Annotated in this window: 15 protein-coding genes; 8 read left to right on the top strand and 7 right to left on the bottom strand. The window is 68.6% G+C overall.

The genetic code is table 11. The annotated features are described in order from the left end of the window. Nucleotides 1-33: 33 nt before the first annotated feature. On the bottom strand, nt 34-1164 hold the full coding sequence (locus PTQ19_RS01450) for a substrate-binding domain-containing protein (RefSeq protein WP_274368177.1): 1131 nt from the start codon (nt 1162-1164) through the stop codon (nt 34-36). A 238-nt stretch (nt 1165-1402) separates the two neighbouring features. Here PTQ19_RS01450 and PTQ19_RS01445 point away from each other — a divergent pair, with 238 nt between their 5' ends. Then, nucleotides 1403-2539, top strand: coding sequence for an ROK family transcriptional regulator (locus PTQ19_RS01445; RefSeq protein WP_274368176.1), 1137 nt, complete (start codon nt 1403-1405; stop codon nt 2537-2539). A gap of 4 nt (nt 2540-2543) precedes the next feature. Here the strand turns inward: PTQ19_RS01445 and PTQ19_RS01440 are convergent, their stop codons facing one another. Both PTQ19_RS01440 and PTQ19_RS01435 read right to left on the bottom strand, forming a co-directional pair. Further along, on the bottom strand, nt 2544-3536 hold the full coding sequence (locus PTQ19_RS01440) for a LacI family DNA-binding transcriptional regulator (protein WP_338000579.1): 993 nt from the start codon (nt 3534-3536) through the stop codon (nt 2544-2546). Between the two features lie 16 nt (nt 3537-3552). Next, nucleotides 3553-4974: a glycoside hydrolase family 1 protein gene (locus tag PTQ19_RS01435; RefSeq protein ID WP_274368175.1), complete on the bottom strand. Its 1422-nt coding sequence runs from the start codon at nt 4972-4974 to the stop codon at nt 3553-3555. 175 nt (nt 4975-5149) lie between these two features. Here PTQ19_RS01435 and PTQ19_RS01430 point away from each other — a divergent pair, with 175 nt between their 5' ends. Genes PTQ19_RS01430 through purQ form a run of 3 tightly spaced genes read left to right on the top strand, consistent with a single transcriptional unit; the run spans nt 5150 to nt 6674 of the window. Next, nucleotides 5150-5668, top strand: coding sequence for an adenine phosphoribosyltransferase (locus PTQ19_RS01430; protein WP_274368174.1), 519 nt, complete (start codon nt 5150-5152; stop codon nt 5666-5668). 53 nt (nt 5669-5721) lie between these two features. Then, nucleotides 5722-5970, top strand: a complete 249-nt coding sequence (gene purS / locus PTQ19_RS01425; RefSeq protein WP_179409298.1) for a phosphoribosylformylglycinamidine synthase subunit PurS — start codon at nt 5722-5724, stop codon at nt 5968-5970. Next, nucleotides 5967-6674 carry a phosphoribosylformylglycinamidine synthase subunit PurQ gene (gene purQ / locus PTQ19_RS01420; RefSeq protein ID WP_274368173.1) on the top strand — a complete coding sequence of 236 codons (708 nt, stop codon included), beginning with the start codon at nt 5967-5969 and terminating at the stop codon, nt 6672-6674. Before purS ends, purQ begins: the two co-directional genes overlap by 4 nt. Before the next feature lie 428 nt (nt 6675-7102). On the opposite strand, the gene PTQ19_RS01415 is transcribed toward purQ, so the two are convergent. Continuing rightward, the gene (locus PTQ19_RS01415) at nt 7103-7531 is read right to left on the bottom strand and encodes a DUF1761 domain-containing protein (RefSeq protein ID WP_274369011.1); all 429 of its coding nucleotides are present in this window, start codon (nt 7529-7531) and stop codon (nt 7103-7105) included. Between the two features lie 70 nt (nt 7532-7601). On the opposite strand from PTQ19_RS01415, the gene PTQ19_RS01410 reads away from it, so the two are divergent. From PTQ19_RS01410 to PTQ19_RS01400, 3 genes are all read left to right on the top strand, one after another. After that, on the top strand, nt 7602-8537 hold the full coding sequence (locus PTQ19_RS01410) for a 2-hydroxyacid dehydrogenase (protein ID WP_274368172.1): 936 nt from the start codon (nt 7602-7604) through the stop codon (nt 8535-8537). A gap of 182 nt (nt 8538-8719) precedes the next feature. After that, nucleotides 8720-10381, top strand: coding sequence for a glycoside hydrolase family 13 protein (locus PTQ19_RS01405; protein ID WP_274368171.1), 1662 nt, complete (start codon nt 8720-8722; stop codon nt 10379-10381). 142 nt (nt 10382-10523) lie between these two features. Then, entirely contained in the window at nt 10524-11528 is a 1005-nt protein-coding gene (locus tag PTQ19_RS01400; RefSeq protein WP_179409301.1) for a LacI family DNA-binding transcriptional regulator, read from the top strand. An 8-nt stretch (nt 11529-11536) separates the two neighbouring features. Here PTQ19_RS01400 and PTQ19_RS01395 read toward each other — a convergent pair whose 3' ends face one another. Continuing rightward, nucleotides 11537-12736 (bottom strand): MFS transporter, encoded by a 1200-nt coding sequence (locus tag PTQ19_RS01395; RefSeq protein WP_274368170.1) that lies wholly within the window; start codon nt 12734-12736, stop codon nt 11537-11539. 100 nt (nt 12737-12836) lie between these two features. On the opposite strand from PTQ19_RS01395, the gene PTQ19_RS01390 reads away from it, so the two are divergent. Continuing rightward, a complete protein-coding gene (locus PTQ19_RS01390) occupies nt 12837-14294 on the top strand; it encodes an alanine/glycine:cation symporter family protein (RefSeq protein ID WP_274368169.1) in 1458 nt (485 codons plus the stop codon). A gap of 24 nt (nt 14295-14318) precedes the next feature. Here PTQ19_RS01390 and PTQ19_RS01385 read toward each other — a convergent pair whose 3' ends face one another. After that, nucleotides 14319-14621, bottom strand: coding sequence for a hypothetical protein (locus tag PTQ19_RS01385; RefSeq protein WP_274368168.1), 303 nt, complete (start codon nt 14619-14621; stop codon nt 14319-14321). A 37-nt stretch (nt 14622-14658) separates the two neighbouring features. Continuing rightward, nucleotides 14659-15327 (bottom strand): GTP pyrophosphokinase, encoded by a 669-nt coding sequence (locus PTQ19_RS01380; protein ID WP_274368167.1) that lies wholly within the window; start codon nt 15325-15327, stop codon nt 14659-14661. Nucleotides 15328-15531 lie beyond the last annotated feature (204 nt).

Raw genomic sequence — 15531 nt, 5'->3', positions numbered from 1 at the left:
AGGGGGCGGAGTACCGCCCCCTGCCTTCGAGGATCACTTTCCGGTGACGCTGGCGGGCGGTTCGACTCCGTAGTCGGCGAGCCACCCCTCCTCGAGGTTGTCAGCGCTGACCTTGGTGGGGTCACTCGCCACGAGAGCGGGTGCCGGCTTGTCGAGAACCCCGTAGGCACCGGCCCGGGCAAGGCCGACACCGATGTCGATCGAACCGTTGCCCACCATTCCCGCGACGTTGTTGCCGGTGAGCATGGCGGCCGCAATCGTCGTGTCGAGATCGTTGGTGACGACCTGGATGTCGGAGCGGCCCGAGGCCTTGATGGCGGCGAGCACACCCTGCGCCGCCGTGGCCCACGAGACGTAGATGCCGGTGAGGTTTGGGTTCTTCGCGATCATCGCCGACGCGATCGCCTGAGTGTCGGTCTCCTGCGCGAAGCCCTGTTCCTCGACGATGGAGATGTCGGGGTAGGAATAAGCCATCCAGTCCTTGAACGACTGGTCGCGCTGGTTGGTGAACCAGAAGTTCGCGTTGTAGCTGAGGTAGCCGATCTCTCCGGCGCCGTCGAGGGCATCACCCAGGATCTCGGCGTTCGCGCGCCCGGCCTTGGCGAGATCCTCGGTCACGATCGAGACGAAGTCGGTGCCGGCCTCCCAACCCGCGGGCGGCGTGGTCATGATCACCAGCTGAGCACCGGCGTCCTTGATCGGCTGGAACGATGTGGCTGCCGAGGTCGGGTCGACCGCGATCGCAACGACGATGTCGGGGTCGAGCGCCATCACCGTCTGCACATTGTTCGCCTGGGTGGCCGCGTCGAACCCGGCCTGGGTGCTCGCGACGACGTCGACGCCGAGGCGTTCGAACTCCTGGCGTGCACCCTGCTCGACCGCGGCGACGAAGTCTCCGGACGTGTGCCAGATGAAGGCCGCGGTGAGCTCGCCGTCGCCGATCTGCTTCTCTTCGTCGGCGGTGAGGGTGACCTCGGCGAGCGCGCCGGGCTTCTCACCGTTCGGGCCGACGAACTCGAGGCTCGGTTCGGCAGCCGGGGCGGAGGACTCGGTGGCCTGCGTGTTCGTCTGCGCGGGAGCGGAGCATCCCGTGAGCAGCAGTGCACCGGCGGCGATGCCGGCGAGAGTGGCGTGAACGCCCCGACGGGCGATTCGTGAGGTCATGAGGGGTGCCTTTCGTATCTGCGATGCGAGGGAGGGCTGATCCCGAGGTGGGCGTCGCCGTTGACTCCCCCTATTTGATTGCACGACAAAACCAAAGTCAAGAGAAATCTCAAGAATCTGCCGACGCGCGGGGGCGAGAACCCGACTCACCGACGGACTCGCCCCTTTTTTGAACTCTTCATGATGCGAATATGGAAGTATGGTCAGTGCAGGCGACAGCCCATGCCCGAGGAGACCCGTGGTTCACGACACACGCGACATCAACCGCACCACCGTGCTCGCCGAACTGCTGCGCCACCGGCCCATCACCCGCAAGCAGCTCGCCGATCTCACCGGCATCTCGGCCGCCACGGTCACTCGCACCATCGACCAGCTGATCGCCGACGGGATCGTGCACGAGGTCTCCGAGCTCGTGTCCGAGCAGCGAGGACGCCGTGCCGTGCTGCTCGACGTCGTCGCCCCCCGCAGCGTCGTCACCGGCATTGACCTGGGCGCCTCGAACACCCGCATCGTCACGGCAGACCTCGTCGGTGGCATCCGCGCGCAGGTCAGCCTGCCCACGCCCCAGGAAGCCGGGCCCGACGCTCTCGCCACCTGGGTGGCCGACGAGGTCGCGCGGCTCGCCGGCCCCGACCGCCCCCACCTGCGCAGCGCCTACGTCGGACTACCCGGCGCCGTGAGCAGCGACGGCCGCACGATCACGAACGCCCCCAACATGCCGCAGCTCGAGCGCTCCGAGTTCATCGCCACGCTCTCGTATGCCCTCGGCTTTCCCGTCGCCGGTGACAACGACGCCAACCTCGCCCTGCTCGGCGAGCAGCACTTCGGCGCCGCACGGGGCGTACCGACCGCGGTCATGATCACGATCGGGGCGGGCCTCGGCGCCGGCGTGGCCGTGGACGGACGCATCCTCCGTGGCAAGCGCGGCGTCGTCGGTGAATTCGGCCAGTTGCCCGCCGGCCCCCTGGGCACCCGCCTGGAGCTCATGGTCACCGGCCCCGGGCTCACGCACCTCGCCGCCGAATCGGGCATCCGCATCGACTCCCCCGCCGAGGTCTTCGCGCACGACGCCCCCCAACCGCTGCGCGCACTGCGCGCGCACTTCGATCAGGCGCTGCTCATCGTGCTCACCGCCGCGACCGTGTCGTGCGAACCCGAGCTGATCGTGCTCGGCGGTGGCGTCTCAGCCTCGCTCGCCGATGACCTCGAACGCTACGAGACCATGCTGACCCACCACCTGGGCGTCGCCCCGCGGCTGGTCTTCTCGACCCTGGGCGAGTACGCCGGGGCGCACGGCGCAGCCGTCGCCGCACTGCACGACCGGTACCGCGCGCTGGGCGTCCGCGAAACCGAACTCGCCACCCTCCCCGCCTGAACGCTCAGGCCGAAGCGCGCACCACCAACTCGGTCGCCAGCGTCGTCGTGCGGTTCGGCGTCTCGCCCCCCAGACGTGCCAGCAGCACATCGGCCATCGCCACGCCCTGCGCGTGCATCGGCTGGCGGATCGTCGTGAGCTGCGGATCGGTGCTCTGCGCCACCGGCGAGTCGTCGAAACCGACGATCGCGACATCGTCGGGAACGCGGATGCCCGCGGCCTGCAGCACCGTCAACGCGCCGCGAGCCATCAGATCGCTGGCCACGAAGATCGCGTCGGGTCGCCCTCCCGCCAGGATGCGGCGTGCGGATGCCGCCCCACCGGCCTCGCTGTAGTCACCCTCCTCCTCGGCGAAGGGCTCGAGTCCGGCATCCGCCAGCGCGGCACGGAAGCCCTCGCGGCGGTCCATGCCCGACCCCATCATCAGCGGCCCCGTGATCGTGGCGATCCGCGTGCGCCCGCACTCGATCAGGTGCTGCGTCGCCCGACGCGCGGCGGCGACGTTGTCGACGTCGACGACGTAATCGCCGTCGCGGCGCTGCAGAGGCCGGCCGCCGTAGACCACCGGCACGGCATCGGCGATGCGATCGACGAACGCGTCGCCCGCATGGTGCGAGACGATGATCGCGGCGTCGACACCGCCGTTGCGCACGAAGCGGGTCATCTTGCCACCCGGATCGGCACTGGCGATCAACAGCGTCAGCACATAGTCGGACTCAGCCAGCCGTTCGCCGATCCCCGCGACCACCGAGGCCAGGAACGGGTCGCCGAAGAAACGCGTGGTGTCTTCGGGGATGACCAGGCCGATCGCATGAGTGCGCCTGCTCGCCAGAGAACGCGCCGCACGACTGGGCGCGTAGTTGAGGTCAGCGATCGCGCGCTGCACAGCCGCGAGCGCCGCGGGGCTGACAGCCGTCGAACCGTTGACCACCCGCGACACGGTGGAACGCGAGACGCCGGCACGCGCGGCGACCTCTTCGATGGTCGAACGTGGCATCCGTTCCTCCCGCCGGTCAGACGGCGCGCGCCGCGATGATGCGCGCGTACTCGCGACCGCTCTGCTTCACCGTGCGCTGCTGCGTCTCGTAGTCGACGCGCACGATGCCGAACCGCTTGGCATATCCCCACGACCATTCGAAGTTGTCCATCAGCGACCAGTAGAAGTAGCCGCGCACATCGACGCCCTGCGCGATGGCATCCACCACCGCCGCGAGGTGCGCGCGCACGAAGTCGGCCCGATCCGCGTCGGGCACCTGGCCCTCGGCATCCACGGTGTCGTCGTAGGCGACGCCGTTCTCGGTGACGTACAGCGTCACCCCCGGCGCGTATTCCTCGGCCACCCGCACGAGCAGTCGGGTGAGCCCCTCGGGCTGCACCTCCCAGCCCATCGCAGTGCGCGGCAGGCCGCGCTCAACCCAGTGCACGTCGGCGTCGGCGGGGAACGGCGACGCCGTCTCACGCAGATCGAGTCCGTCGGTCTGGTGCGGGTCGCCACCGCCCGGCTGCGGATGCCCCGAGAGCAGCTCACCGTGGTAGTAGTTCACGCCGAGCGCATCGAGTGGCGTCGAGATCGCCTCGAGGTCACCGTCGTGCACGGCCTCCTGCCAGGCGCTGACCGCGTCAGCATCCACCTCGCGCAGGTCGCGCACGATATCGGCAGGGTACGCGCCGCGGAAGAGCGGGTCGAGGAACCAGCGGTTGAACTGCCCGTCGATGCGCCGCGCGGCATCGACGTCGCGCGGGTCGGTCGGATCGGCCGGGTCGGCGACGGTGAGGTTGAGAGTGATGCCGAGGTCGAGGCCGGCATCGCGCTCGCGCAGCGCCTGCACCGCGCGACCGTGCGCGAGCAGCAGGTGGTGCGAGGCGAGCAGGCCATCGCGGATGCTCGTGCGCCCCGGCGCGTGCACACCAGCCGTGTACGACAGGAACGACGAGCACCAGGGCTCGTTGAGCGTGGTCCAGTGCTGCACGCGATCGCCGAGGGCGTCATGCATCGTCAGCGCGTACTCGGTGAAGCGGTCGACCACCTCGCGGCTGGCCCAACCGCCGCGTTCTTCGAGCGCCTGCGGCATGTCCCAGTGGTGCAACGTCAACCAGGGCACGATGTCGGCGGCGAGCAGTTCGTCGACGAGCCGGCTGTAGAAGTCGACGCCCTTCGGGTTCACCGGTCCGGCATCGGGGCGCACCCGCGACCACGACGTCGAGAAGCGGTACGCCTGAAGCCCGAGGTCCTTCATGAGGGCGACGTCGTCGGCGTAGCGGTGGTAGTGGTCGCAGGCGACATCGCCGTTCTCGGCATTGATGACGGCGCCGGGCACGCGCGCGAAGGCGTCCCAGATGGATGCCGTGCGGCCGTCCTCGAAGGCCGCGCCCTCGATCTGATAGGCGGCCGTCGCCGCGCCGAACAGGAAGCCATCAGGGAAGGACCGGGTCATGCGCTCCATTCTCACACGATCCGGGGGTCTTGTGGGAGCGCTCCCACACTGGACCCACTTCCATCTATTTGTCACGAACCCGCGCTATTCGGGACCGATAGCTCGGGTTTGTGACGAATAGACGGGTGGAGCTCCGGGGAAGGGCAGGCGCAGGGGCGGGCGGTAGCCTGAACGGGTGAACCCCGAACTGGCCCGCGCCGAGTCACTGATCCGCTCCATCCCGGACTACCCGGAACCCGGCATCCTCTTCCGTGACATCACCCCGCTGCTGGCCGACCACGACGCACTGCACGCGACCACGCGCGCACTCATCGAACCGTTCGAGGGAACCTTCGACGTCGTCGCCGGCATCGAAGCCCGCGGATTCATCCTGGCGGGCGCGGCCGCCATCGCCGCAGGCGTCGGCCTGGCCCCCATTCGCAAGGCAGGAAAGCTCCCCCAGCCCGCAGCCTCCGTCGACTACGCCCTCGAGTACGGCACGGCGACCGTCGAGATGCATGACGACCTGCCCACCGGTACGCGCGTGCTGCTGATCGACGATGTGCTGGCCACCGGTGGCACCCTGGCAGCCGGCCGCGCACTGGTCGAGACCCTCGGCTACGCCGTCGCCGGAATCAGCGTGCTGTTCGAGATCGACGGCCTCGGCGGACGCGACCTGATCGGCGATCTGCACACCGTTTTCCACTCCGCGTGACCCACACCGCGCGCGGGCACAGCGTCCGCGCGCGATCACCTAGAATCATGGGTATGCCCACCATCGTCGTCGACGTCATGCCCAAGGCCGAACTGCTCGACCCGCAGGGAAAGGCCGTTGCCGGCGCTTTCTCGCGCATGGGTGTTGAGAGCTTCAGCGGTGTCCGCATCGGCAAGCGGTTCGAGCTCACCGTCGACGGTGAGGTCACCGAAGAGGTGCTCGCCGAGGCGCGACGCCTCGCCGAGGACGTGCTCTCGAACTCGGTGATCGAAGACGTCGTGGGCGTCGAGGTCGCACCGTGACCGTACGCGTCGGGGTCATCACTTTTCCGGGCTCCCTGGACGACCGCGACGCGCAGCGCGCCGTGCGGATGGCCGGCGCCGAGCCCGTCGCCCTGTGGCACGGCTCGCACGACCTGCAGGGCGTCGACGCGCTCGTGCTGCCCGGCGGGTTCAGCTACGGCGACTACCTGCGCTCGGGCGCGATCGCGGCTCTGTCGCCGATCATGGCCGAGGTGAAGGATGCCGCCGCCAAGGGCATGCCCGTGTTGGGCATCTGCAACGGCTTCCAGATGCTCGTCGAGGCGCACCTGCTGCCCGGCGGGCTGATCCGCAACGACCACCAGCACTTCGTGCGACGCGACCAGCGCCTGACCGTCGAGAACGCCGACACCGCGTGGACGAGTGAGTTCGACGCGGGCCAGGAGATCGTCATCCCGCTGAAGAACGGCGAGGGCGGCTACATCGCCTCGGAAGACACCCTCGACCGCCTGGAGGGCGAAGGCCTGGTGGCGTTCCGCTACGCCGGCGTCAACCCGAACGGCTCACTGCGCGACATCGCCGGCCTGACGAACACCGCGGGCAACGTGGTGGGCCTCATGCCGCACCCCGAGCACGCCATCGAGGCTGGTTTCGGCCCCGACACGAGTGCCGCGATGCGCTCGGGCGTCGACGGCCTCGACTTCTTCACCAGCGCCGTCGCCGCGGTCACTCGCGCAGCCGCGTAACCGGTCGCGCCTCGCGCAGTAGCGCGGTGCTTGCTGCGCCGTAGCGCGGTGCTCGTCGACACCCCTAGTTCGCGTCGACACCCCCAGCTGGGTGCGCCCGTAGCACGGGGTGTGGATGCCACGTAGGGGTCTCGGCGGGGACTTTCGGATGCCCGATGCCGACGCTTCGCCGACACCCGGGCCCGCGCGGCACGCCCTCCCGCTCCCGCACACCCGCCCCCTCCCGCGCACGCACGCCTCCCGCACCCCACGAGGGGTCAAATTCTGCGGCATCCGAGTGCGCGAACGCGACGTTTATTGACCCCTCGTGCTTGGGGAAGGGGCAACCCGCATGCTTGGGGAAGCCGCAACGCGGCGCGACGTGGCGCAACGCCGCGGCAATGCGACGCACGCCACGCGACGCAACGCCAAGGCACCACCGCGCCCGCTCAGATGCCGGCGGGCGGCCAGACGCCGATGATCACGGCCATCACGACGACCGTCACCAGCTCGTGCGCGATGTTCAGCGTCGTGAGCTTGGTCGAGCGGCCCTCGAATGCGTCGTGCGTGATGAAGCGCGCGGCCGTGAACCCCGCCCACAGTGCGACCGATGTCACCACCGCGGCCCAGAAGTACGACCCCTCATAGAAGTGCCAGGCGATCGATGATGCGCCGGCGAGCACCCACGCCGTGATGAAGCTGACGATGACCGTGGTGATGATCGGCACGATCGCCGTGGCGCCGGGGCGGTTCATGTCGACGCCTGCCAGTTTCGACCACCGCGTGCCGAAGACCTTCGGCGCGTACCAGATCGACCCGACCACCATGCTCGACGCGGTGGCGATCAGCACCGCCCAGTAGTTGATCTCAGGAACCATCATGTGTCCTCCTAGGTCGGCTAGACCTGACGCTACTCCTCCACCCCCTGCGGGTCGATAGGCTCGGCGAGTGAGCCTTCTCGTGACCGTCCCCACCGAACGCCTGGCCCAGAACCTCGGCCCCCTACCCGAGGGCGTGTCCGTGAAGATCTGGGACATGCGTACGCCCGCGCCCGCCGAGCACATCGACATCGTCGTGCCGCCGTACATGGACGGCACCGGAGCCCTGCGGGCGCTGACCGGCATCGATGTCACCCTGGTGCAGGGGCAGTCGATCGGGTACGACGGGGTGGCGGATGCTCTTCCGCCGGGCATCCCATTCGCCAATGCCGCGAGCGTGCATGAGGCGTCCACTGCGGAACTCGCCGTGGGGCTCACGATCGCCGCGCAGCGCGCACTGCCCCGTTTCGCGCTCGCGCAGGAGCGCGGTGAGTGGTCGCCCGCGTTCACCGAGAGCCTTGCCGATCGGCGCGTGCTGCTGGTCGGCTTCGGCGGTGTCGGCAAGGCCATCGCGCAGCGCCTGGCGCCGTTCGAGGTGACGATGTCGGCCGTGGCGCGCAGCGCCCGCACGGCCGAGCTCGACGGCGTCGGCGAGGTCACCGTGCACGCCCTCGACGAGCTGCCCGAGGTGCTGCCCGATGCCGAGATCGTGATTCTGAGCCTGCCGGCGAGCGCCGAGACCCGGCACCTGTTCGATGCAGCGATGATCGCGCGTATGGCGCCGGGTGCGCTGCTGGTCAACGTCGGGCGCGGGGCGCTGGTCGAGGCCGGGGCGATGCTGGCAGCGCTGCGCGAGAACCGTATCCGGGTAGCATCCGATGTCTTCGAAGAGGAGCCACTGCCGGCCGGGCATCCGCTCTGGGACGCCCCGAATCTGCTGATCAGCCCGCACTGCGGCGGCGCTTCGACGGCGATGAATCCGCGCATCGCACGGTTGCTGCGGGTGCAGATCGATCGGATGCTGGCCGGCGAGCCACCACTGAACATCGTGCTGCCGGCATCCTGAGTCCACCCGGGCACCTCAACTCGGCAGGACGATTGCACTTCTACAGGAGACTCTGCCGCCCGACATCCTGCGGAAGTGAAATCGTCCTGCAAACCTGAGCGACACTCGCGCCCCGCAACAGATTCGAACCGTTTCGATCCGACTCTTCCAAAACTGTAAGCGCTTGCAGTAGCCTGGGTCGCATGGCACAGGTCGAACAGTTCGCAGCCCCCGGTTCCGAGTGGTGGCGCACAGCAGTCATCTACCAGATCTACCCGCGCTCGTTCGCCGACGCGTCGGGTGACGGGATCGGTGACCTGCCCGGCATCACCGCCCGACTCGACGATCTGCACGCGCTCGGCGTCGACGCCATCTGGCTGAGCCCGTTCATGACGAGCCCGCAGAAGGACGCGGGCTACGACGTGGCCGATTACCGCGACGTCGACCCGATCTTCGGCACCCTGGCCGACTTCGACGAGATGCTGGCCCAGGCGCACGCCCGTGGCATCCGCGTCATCGTCGACCTCGTTCCGAACCACTCCAGCGATCAGCACGTCTGGTTCCAGCAGGCACTGAAGGCCGCCCCGGGTAGCCCCGAGCGCGCCCGCTACATCTTCCGCGACGGCCGGGGCGAGAACGGCGACCTGCCGCCGAACAACTGGGAGAGCGTCTTCGGTGGCGGCCAGTGGACCCGCACCACCAATCCCGACGGCACGCCCGGCCAGTGGTACCTGCACATCTTCGACCCCACCCAGCCCGACTTCGACTGGACCAACGAAGAGGTGCGCGAGGAGTTCCGCAGCATCCTGCGTTTCTGGCTCGACCGCGGTGTCGACGGCTTCCGCGTCGATGTGGCGCACGGAATGGTCAAGGCCGAGGGCCTTCCCGACTACACCCCGCCGATCGAGGCCGACTCGATGGGCGGCGGTGAGGAGAACGTGCCGTACTGGGGTCAGGACGGTGTGCACGACATCTACCGCGACTGGCACAAGCTGCTCGCCGAGTACGACGGCGACCGCGCCCTGTGCGGTGAGGCCTGGCTGCCCACGCTCGCAAAGACGGCGCTGTGGGTGCGCCCCGGCGAGATGCACCAGACCTTCAACTTCCCGTATCTGATGACCGCGTGGGACGCCGAGGCGCTGCGCGGGGTCATCCGCGACTCGCTCGACGCGTTCGGCGGCGTCGGCGCTCCGAGCACCTGGGTGCTGTCGAACCACGATGTGGTGCGCCACGCCTCGCGCCTGGCGCTGACCGCCGACAACCCGCAGGGTGAGGGAATCGGTCCGCTCTCGCCCGGCAAGCCCGACCAGGCGATCGGCCTGGCGCGTGGCCGTGCGGCCACGACGCTGATGCTCGCGCTGCCCGGCTCGTCGTACCTGTACCAGGGCGAGGAGCTCGGCCTGCCCGAGGCGATGGAGATTCCCGACGAGTTCCGCCAGGACCCGACGTGGTTCCGCACGAACGGCGAGCGGTACGGACGCGACGGATGCCGCGTGCCGCTGCCCTGGTCGGCGGATGCTCCGGCGTACGGCTTCAACACGACCGGCGCCTCGTGGCTGCCGCAACCGGCGGAGTGGGCGGGCTTCGCCCGCGATGTCGAAGAGGCCGACGCGGAGTCGACGCTGAACCTCTACAAGCGCCTGCTCGCCGAGCGCCGCGAGCGCGGTCTCGGCGGCGGCTCGCTGGTGTGGGAGGACGCCGGATCGGATGCTGTCGCCTTCCGCCGTGGTGACCTTCACGTCGTCGCCAACCTGGGCGAGACGCCGATCGAGCTCGGTGGGAACGTGTCGTTCGTGATCCAGAGCCAGCGCTTCAGCGGCACGGCCCTGCCCCCGAACACTGCAGCCTGGTTCACGCGCGCATAGCATCCACCTACCCCGCGAGAAACCACGTGCCGTATGAGACACCACGAACGACGTGGTTTCTCACGCGGGATATGGTTTCTCGCGGGGTGTGAACGGTGTGAACCGCCACAGAACGGTTGCAGAACAACAGAGGGCGAGTGAGATGACGAGCATTGACGAGGTCGCGAAGCTCGCCGGGGTATCGACGGCGACCGTCTCACGCGCGCTCAGTGGGCGCGGGCACGTGTCACCGGCCTCGCGCGAGCGTGTGCGCATCGCGGCCGAGACGCTGGGCTACGTCGTCTCGTCGCGGGCGTCGAGCCTCGCGTCGGGGCGCACGCAGAACGTCGGCGTGATCGTGCCGTTCCTCGACCGCTGGTTCTTCAGCACGGTGCTGTCCGGGGCATCGAGCGCGCTGATGCGCGCCGGCTACGACATCACCCTGTACAACATCACCGCCGACGCCGACGTGCGCAAGGACGTCTTCTCGACGTTCCTGCGACGCAAGCGGGTGGATGCCGTCATCGCCGTCTCGATCGAGCTCGACGACGATGAGACGGGACGGTTGCAGGCGCTCGGCCTGCCCGTGATCGCGATCGGCGGTCCGAACCCGCAGCTGCGCACCCTCACGGTGGACGACACGGCGGTGGCGCGCCTGGCGACCGAGCACCTGATCGGGCTCGGCCATCGGGCGATCGCGCACATCGGCGCGAATCCCGAGTTCGATATCGACTTCCACATCCCCACGCGTCGCAGGCTCGGCTTCGAGCAGGCGCTGGCGGATGCCGGCATCACCCCCAACCCCGATTTTCTCGAACCGGCCGACTTCACCGTCGATGGCGGTTTCCGCGCCGCCAAGCAGCTGCTCGGCCGACCCGGTCCGCGCCCGACGGCGATCTTCGCGGCATCCGATGAGATGGCGATCGGGGCGATCCTCGCCGCGCGCGATCTCGGGTTCCGGGTGCCCGAGGACCTGTCGATCGTCGGCATCGACGGTCATGAGCTGGGCGAGTTCTTCCAGTTGACGACGGTCGACCAGTTCCCGCTCGGGCAGGGTGAGCGGGCCGCGGGCGCGGTGCTCGCTCAGTTGGAGGGCGACACCGAGGCCGCTGTGGGCGGCGAACTGCCGTTCGAGCTGATCGTGCGCGGCACGACCGCGCGCGTCTGAGCGGCGCGTCAGGCCGCGGCGCGCACGCCGCCACGGGTGGCGCGCGAGACGATCAGGTGCAGCAGCATGGTCGCGGCGAGGACGACGGCGGATGCCGGCACGAGCCCGTCCGGTTCGACACCGGATGCCAGCAGTGCACCACCCAGAATGCCGCCGAGCGCCGAGCCGAGCTGCATGCCGCTGCCGTTGAGCGCCAGCACCAGTGACATCGAGTCGGGTGCCAGGTCGCCCAGGCGGGACTGCAGGGCGACGCCGGAGCCGCCGTTGAAGAACGCGCACGCGAAGAACCACACGAAGGCGGCCACCGCCCCGGCGAGACCGGGCAGCATCAGACCGAACGTGCCGAGCACGGCGACAGCGATCAGGATGCCGATGATCAGCGTGATGACGTGCACCGGGTTGAAGCGGTCGGTGGCGCGTCCCGAGATGATGTTGCCGATCAGGCTGACCACGCCGTAGCCGAACATCGCGGCGATGATCGGCAGCCCCTCGCCGACGCGGGGGCCGAAGATCAGGGTCGCGTAGGTGAAGCACAGGTAGCTGGCGCACATGATGCCGGTGGCGACGAGGATCGCCCCGATCAGCGCGGGCTGCGTGAGTGGCTTGAGCGTCGCGCGCAGCGACAGGGCGGGCAGGTGCAGCCGGGGCACCTTGATGAGGATGCCGACAAGGGCAACCGCGCCGACACCGGTGACGAGGAACAACGGCATGCGCCAGTCGTCCTGGCCGATCACCAGTCCCACCGGCACACCGAGGGCGGTGGCGGCGAGGAATCCGCCCAGTACGAACGACAGCGCGCGCCCGCGCCGTTCGGGTGCGGTCTTGGCGAGCACGTAGGCGCTGACAACGGCGCTGAGCAGGGCACCGCCGACGGCCGAGACGATGCGACCGGTCATCGCCATCGCGTAGTCCACGGCCAGAGCGATGATCAGGTTGCCGACCAGGAACACCGCCAGCGAGAGCGAGATCACCAGTTTGCGCTCCCAGCGCCCGGTGAAGGCGCTGAGCACCGGACCGGCGATCGCGGCGGTGAGGGCGAACACCGCCACCAACTGCCCGGCTGCCGCGTTCGACACGTCGAGGTCTTCGGAGATCTGCGGCAGCAGCCCGGCCAGCACATAGCCGTCGATACCCATCGAGAAGGTCGCCAGGGCGAGCCACAGCAGGGCGCCGAATCCGGCGGGACGAGCCTCGTCGCTTTTGTTCACCGCACTATCCAATCAGACATCCGACCTGTGGTCGCCTGTTTGCGTCGAGCGATCGGCACGGCACCGTGTTTCCGGGCATCCGCGGCGTTACTGTTTCCCAATGGAAGCCCTCAACGACATCGTGCTCTTCCTCGGTGACCGCCTGTGGACGTGGGCCGTGCTGCCTGTCGTCGTGCTGCTCGGCGTCTACTTCACGGTGCGTTCCGGGGTGGTGCAGTTCCGCCTCATCCCTGAGATGTTCCGCACGCTGACCAACCGCACGCCCACCGACGCGGACGGTCGCCCGCAGTCGGTGTCGGCCTTCCAGGCGTTCACGATCTCGGCGGCCTCCCGCGTCGGCGTCGGCAACATCGCCGGTGTCGGCACGGCGATCGCCATCGGCGGCCCGGGGGCCGTGTTCTGGATGTGGACGATGGCATTCATCGGCGGCGCCTCGAGCTTCATCGAGTCAACCCTCGGTCAGCTCTTCAAGGTGCGCGACCCCGATGGCTTCCGCGGTGGTCCGGCGTACTACATGCAGCACGGTTTGAAGGCCCGCTGGATGGGCATCGTCTTCGCGGTGATCCTCATCGTGTGCTTCCCCTTCGCGTTCAGTTCACTGCAGGCCAACACGATCAGCGCGACGGTGTCGTCGAGCTTCGGCGGCGACGTGGGCTGGATCCCCTGGGTGGTCGGCATCGCCCTGGCGGTGCTGACGGGCCTGGTGATCTTCGGCGGCGTACGCCGCATCGCCCACGTGACGCAGGCGGTGGTGCCGTCGATGGCGCTGCTGTATCTGCTGGTCGGGCTCGTGATCGTCGCCCTGAACATCGAACAGCTCCCGGCGGTGTTCGCGTCGATCTACACGCAGGCGTTCGGGTTCAACGAGGTCGTCGGCGCGGCGCTGGGCACGATCATCATGACCGGTGTCAAGCGCGGCATGTTCTCGAACGAGGCCGGCCTCGGTTCGGCCCCGAACGCGGGCGCGAGCGCCGCCGTCACGCACCCCGTCAAGCAGGGACTGGTGCAGACGCTGGGCGTCTACTTCGACACGTTCCTGGTGTGCACCATCACGGCGTTCATCATCCTGGTGGCGACGCCCGACCTGGCCGGCGCCGAGCGCGGCATCGTGCTGACCCAGGCCGCGATCGTGAACAGCCTCGGCGAATGGTCGAACGTGCTGCTGAGCGTCATCATCTTCCTGCTCGCGTTCAGCTCGATCCTCGGCAACTACTACTACGGCGAGTCGAACATCGAGTTCATCACCACGCGCCGCAGCGTGCTGACCACCTACCGGTCACTGGCGGTCGTGGCGATCTTCGTCGGCTCGATCGCTTCGGCCGATCTCATCTGGAACACGGCCGACGGCGTGATGGGCATCATGGCACTGGTGAACCTCATCGCGATCGCGCTGCTCTCGGGCGTCGCGTTCCGTCTGTTGCGTGACTTTCTCGATCAGCGGCGCGCCGGGCTCGATCCGGTGTTCACCCGGGAGCGGATGCCGGATGTCACGGGCATCCAGTGCTGGGAGGACGAGCTCAGCGTCACCGGTCCGATCCCGGTGCAGCGCCGGCGCTGACAGCATCCGCCGCCCGCGCGTCGCTCAGAGGCGGCGCGCGGTGATCGCTTCGCGATCGTTGTTGCGGCGCAGGGTGCGCAGGCAGCGCGAGCACAGGATCTCGACGGCCCTCGGATGCCCTTCACCGCATTGGCAGTCGATGCTCACCCGCCAGCGGGCGCGGCGCCCGCACGGGATGTACTCGGTCTCGGTGCCGTGATCGCATTCGCACCGCGGAGCGTCGCCGCCGTCGAGCGAGGGCATCTCGCTGAGGTCGACGTTCTGCGCCGTGTCGGTGTGCTCGGCAGATTCGATCTCGGTGTCGACGGGGGTCGCGGTGGCATGCATCACCGTTATCTTCCCATCCCGCGCCCGGGCGGCGGTATCAGGCCTCGATCACCCGCTGGTTGACCTCGTGCGCCTCACGGTGCAGCCGCTCCATACGGTCATCGAGCTCGCCGGCGGCATCCGCGGCCTCGGTCAGACTCTGCACGAGGTGACCGGGCACGCGTCCCGAGAACTTGTAGTGGATCTTGTGCTCGAGGCTGGCCCAGAAGTCCATCGCGATGGTGCGGAACTGCACTTCGACGGGCACGGCGACCGTTCCGGTCGACAGGAACACCGGCACCTCGACGATCGCGTGCAGGCTGCGGTACCCGTTGGGTTTGGGTCCGGCGATGTAGTCCTTGACGATACGGACGGTCACATCGTCCTGCGCAGTGAGCAGGTCGAACAGACGGTAGACGTCGCTGACGAAGCTGCACGTGACGCGTACGCCGGCGATGTCGGTGATCTCACGTCGGATGCTGGGAAAGTCGGCCTCGATGCCTCGGCGGGCGACCTTCTCGACGATGCTGTCGGGCGACTTCAGGCGGCTCTTGACGTGCTCGATCGGGTTGTACGCGTGCATGTGCGTGAACTCGTCCTGCAGGATCGAGATCTTCGTCTCGATCTCGCGCATGCCGAATTCGTACTCGCGCAGGAACCGCTGGAACTCGTCGCGCAGCTGCCGGGCCTCGGCGATCGCCGCGTCGTCGACGGGGAGCGTTGTCATGTCTCGACGCTACCTCTCCGGGTTCAGAAACGGCTGGGTGATTCACTTGCGGGCACGCAGCGTCGGCATGGTGCATGGATTCGCGCCCCGGGCGTGAGGATCTCGTGAGGATCGGGTTCGGGCGGACGCCGGGACGATGGGATCGGTGAGTGCTCGATCTCATCTACCTCGCGCTGACCGCGCTGATCTTCGTCTTCGTCTCTC

It is taken from the genome of Microbacterium esteraromaticum, from assembly GCF_028747645.1.
Taxonomy (GTDB): Bacteria; Actinomycetota; Actinomycetes; order Actinomycetales; family Microbacteriaceae; genus Microbacterium; species Microbacterium esteraromaticum_C.
The sequence above is the reverse complement of the archived record's forward strand: the minus strand, read 5'-3'. Positions and strand labels throughout refer to the sequence as shown.

What these genes read in the sequence shown, in the direction of transcription:
- PTQ19_RS01435 (WP_274368175.1), bottom strand. Translation starts at nt 4,974, where the DNA reads ATGACCCGGTCCTTCCCTGATGGCTTCCTGTTCGGCGCGGCGACGGCC.
- PTQ19_RS01385 (WP_274368168.1), bottom strand. Translation starts at nt 14,621, where the DNA reads ATGCATGCCACCGCGACCCCCGTCGACACCGAGATCGAATCTGCCGAG.
- purS (WP_179409298.1), top strand. Translation starts at nt 5,722, where the DNA reads ATGCCCACCATCGTCGTCGACGTCATGCCCAAGGCCGAACTGCTCGAC.
- PTQ19_RS01405 (WP_274368171.1), top strand. Translation starts at nt 8,720, where the DNA reads ATGGCACAGGTCGAACAGTTCGCAGCCCCCGGTTCCGAGTGGTGGCGC.
- PTQ19_RS01390 (WP_274368169.1), top strand. Translation starts at nt 12,837, where the DNA reads ATGGAAGCCCTCAACGACATCGTGCTCTTCCTCGGTGACCGCCTGTGG.
- PTQ19_RS01415 (WP_274369011.1), bottom strand. Translation starts at nt 7,531, where the DNA reads ATGGTTCCTGAGATCAACTACTGGGCGGTGCTGATCGCCACCGCGTCG.
- PTQ19_RS01400 (WP_179409301.1), top strand. Translation starts at nt 10,524, where the DNA reads ATGACGAGCATTGACGAGGTCGCGAAGCTCGCCGGGGTATCGACGGCG.
- PTQ19_RS01380 (WP_274368167.1), bottom strand. Translation starts at nt 15,327, where the DNA reads ATGACAACGCTCCCCGTCGACGACGCGGCGATCGCCGAGGCCCGGCAG.
- PTQ19_RS01440 (WP_338000579.1), bottom strand. Translation starts at nt 3,536, where the DNA reads ATGCCACGTTCGACCATCGAAGAGGTCGCCGCGCGTGCCGGCGTCTCG.
- PTQ19_RS01450 (WP_274368177.1), bottom strand. Translation starts at nt 1,164, where the DNA reads ATGACCTCACGAATCGCCCGTCGGGGCGTTCACGCCACTCTCGCCGGC.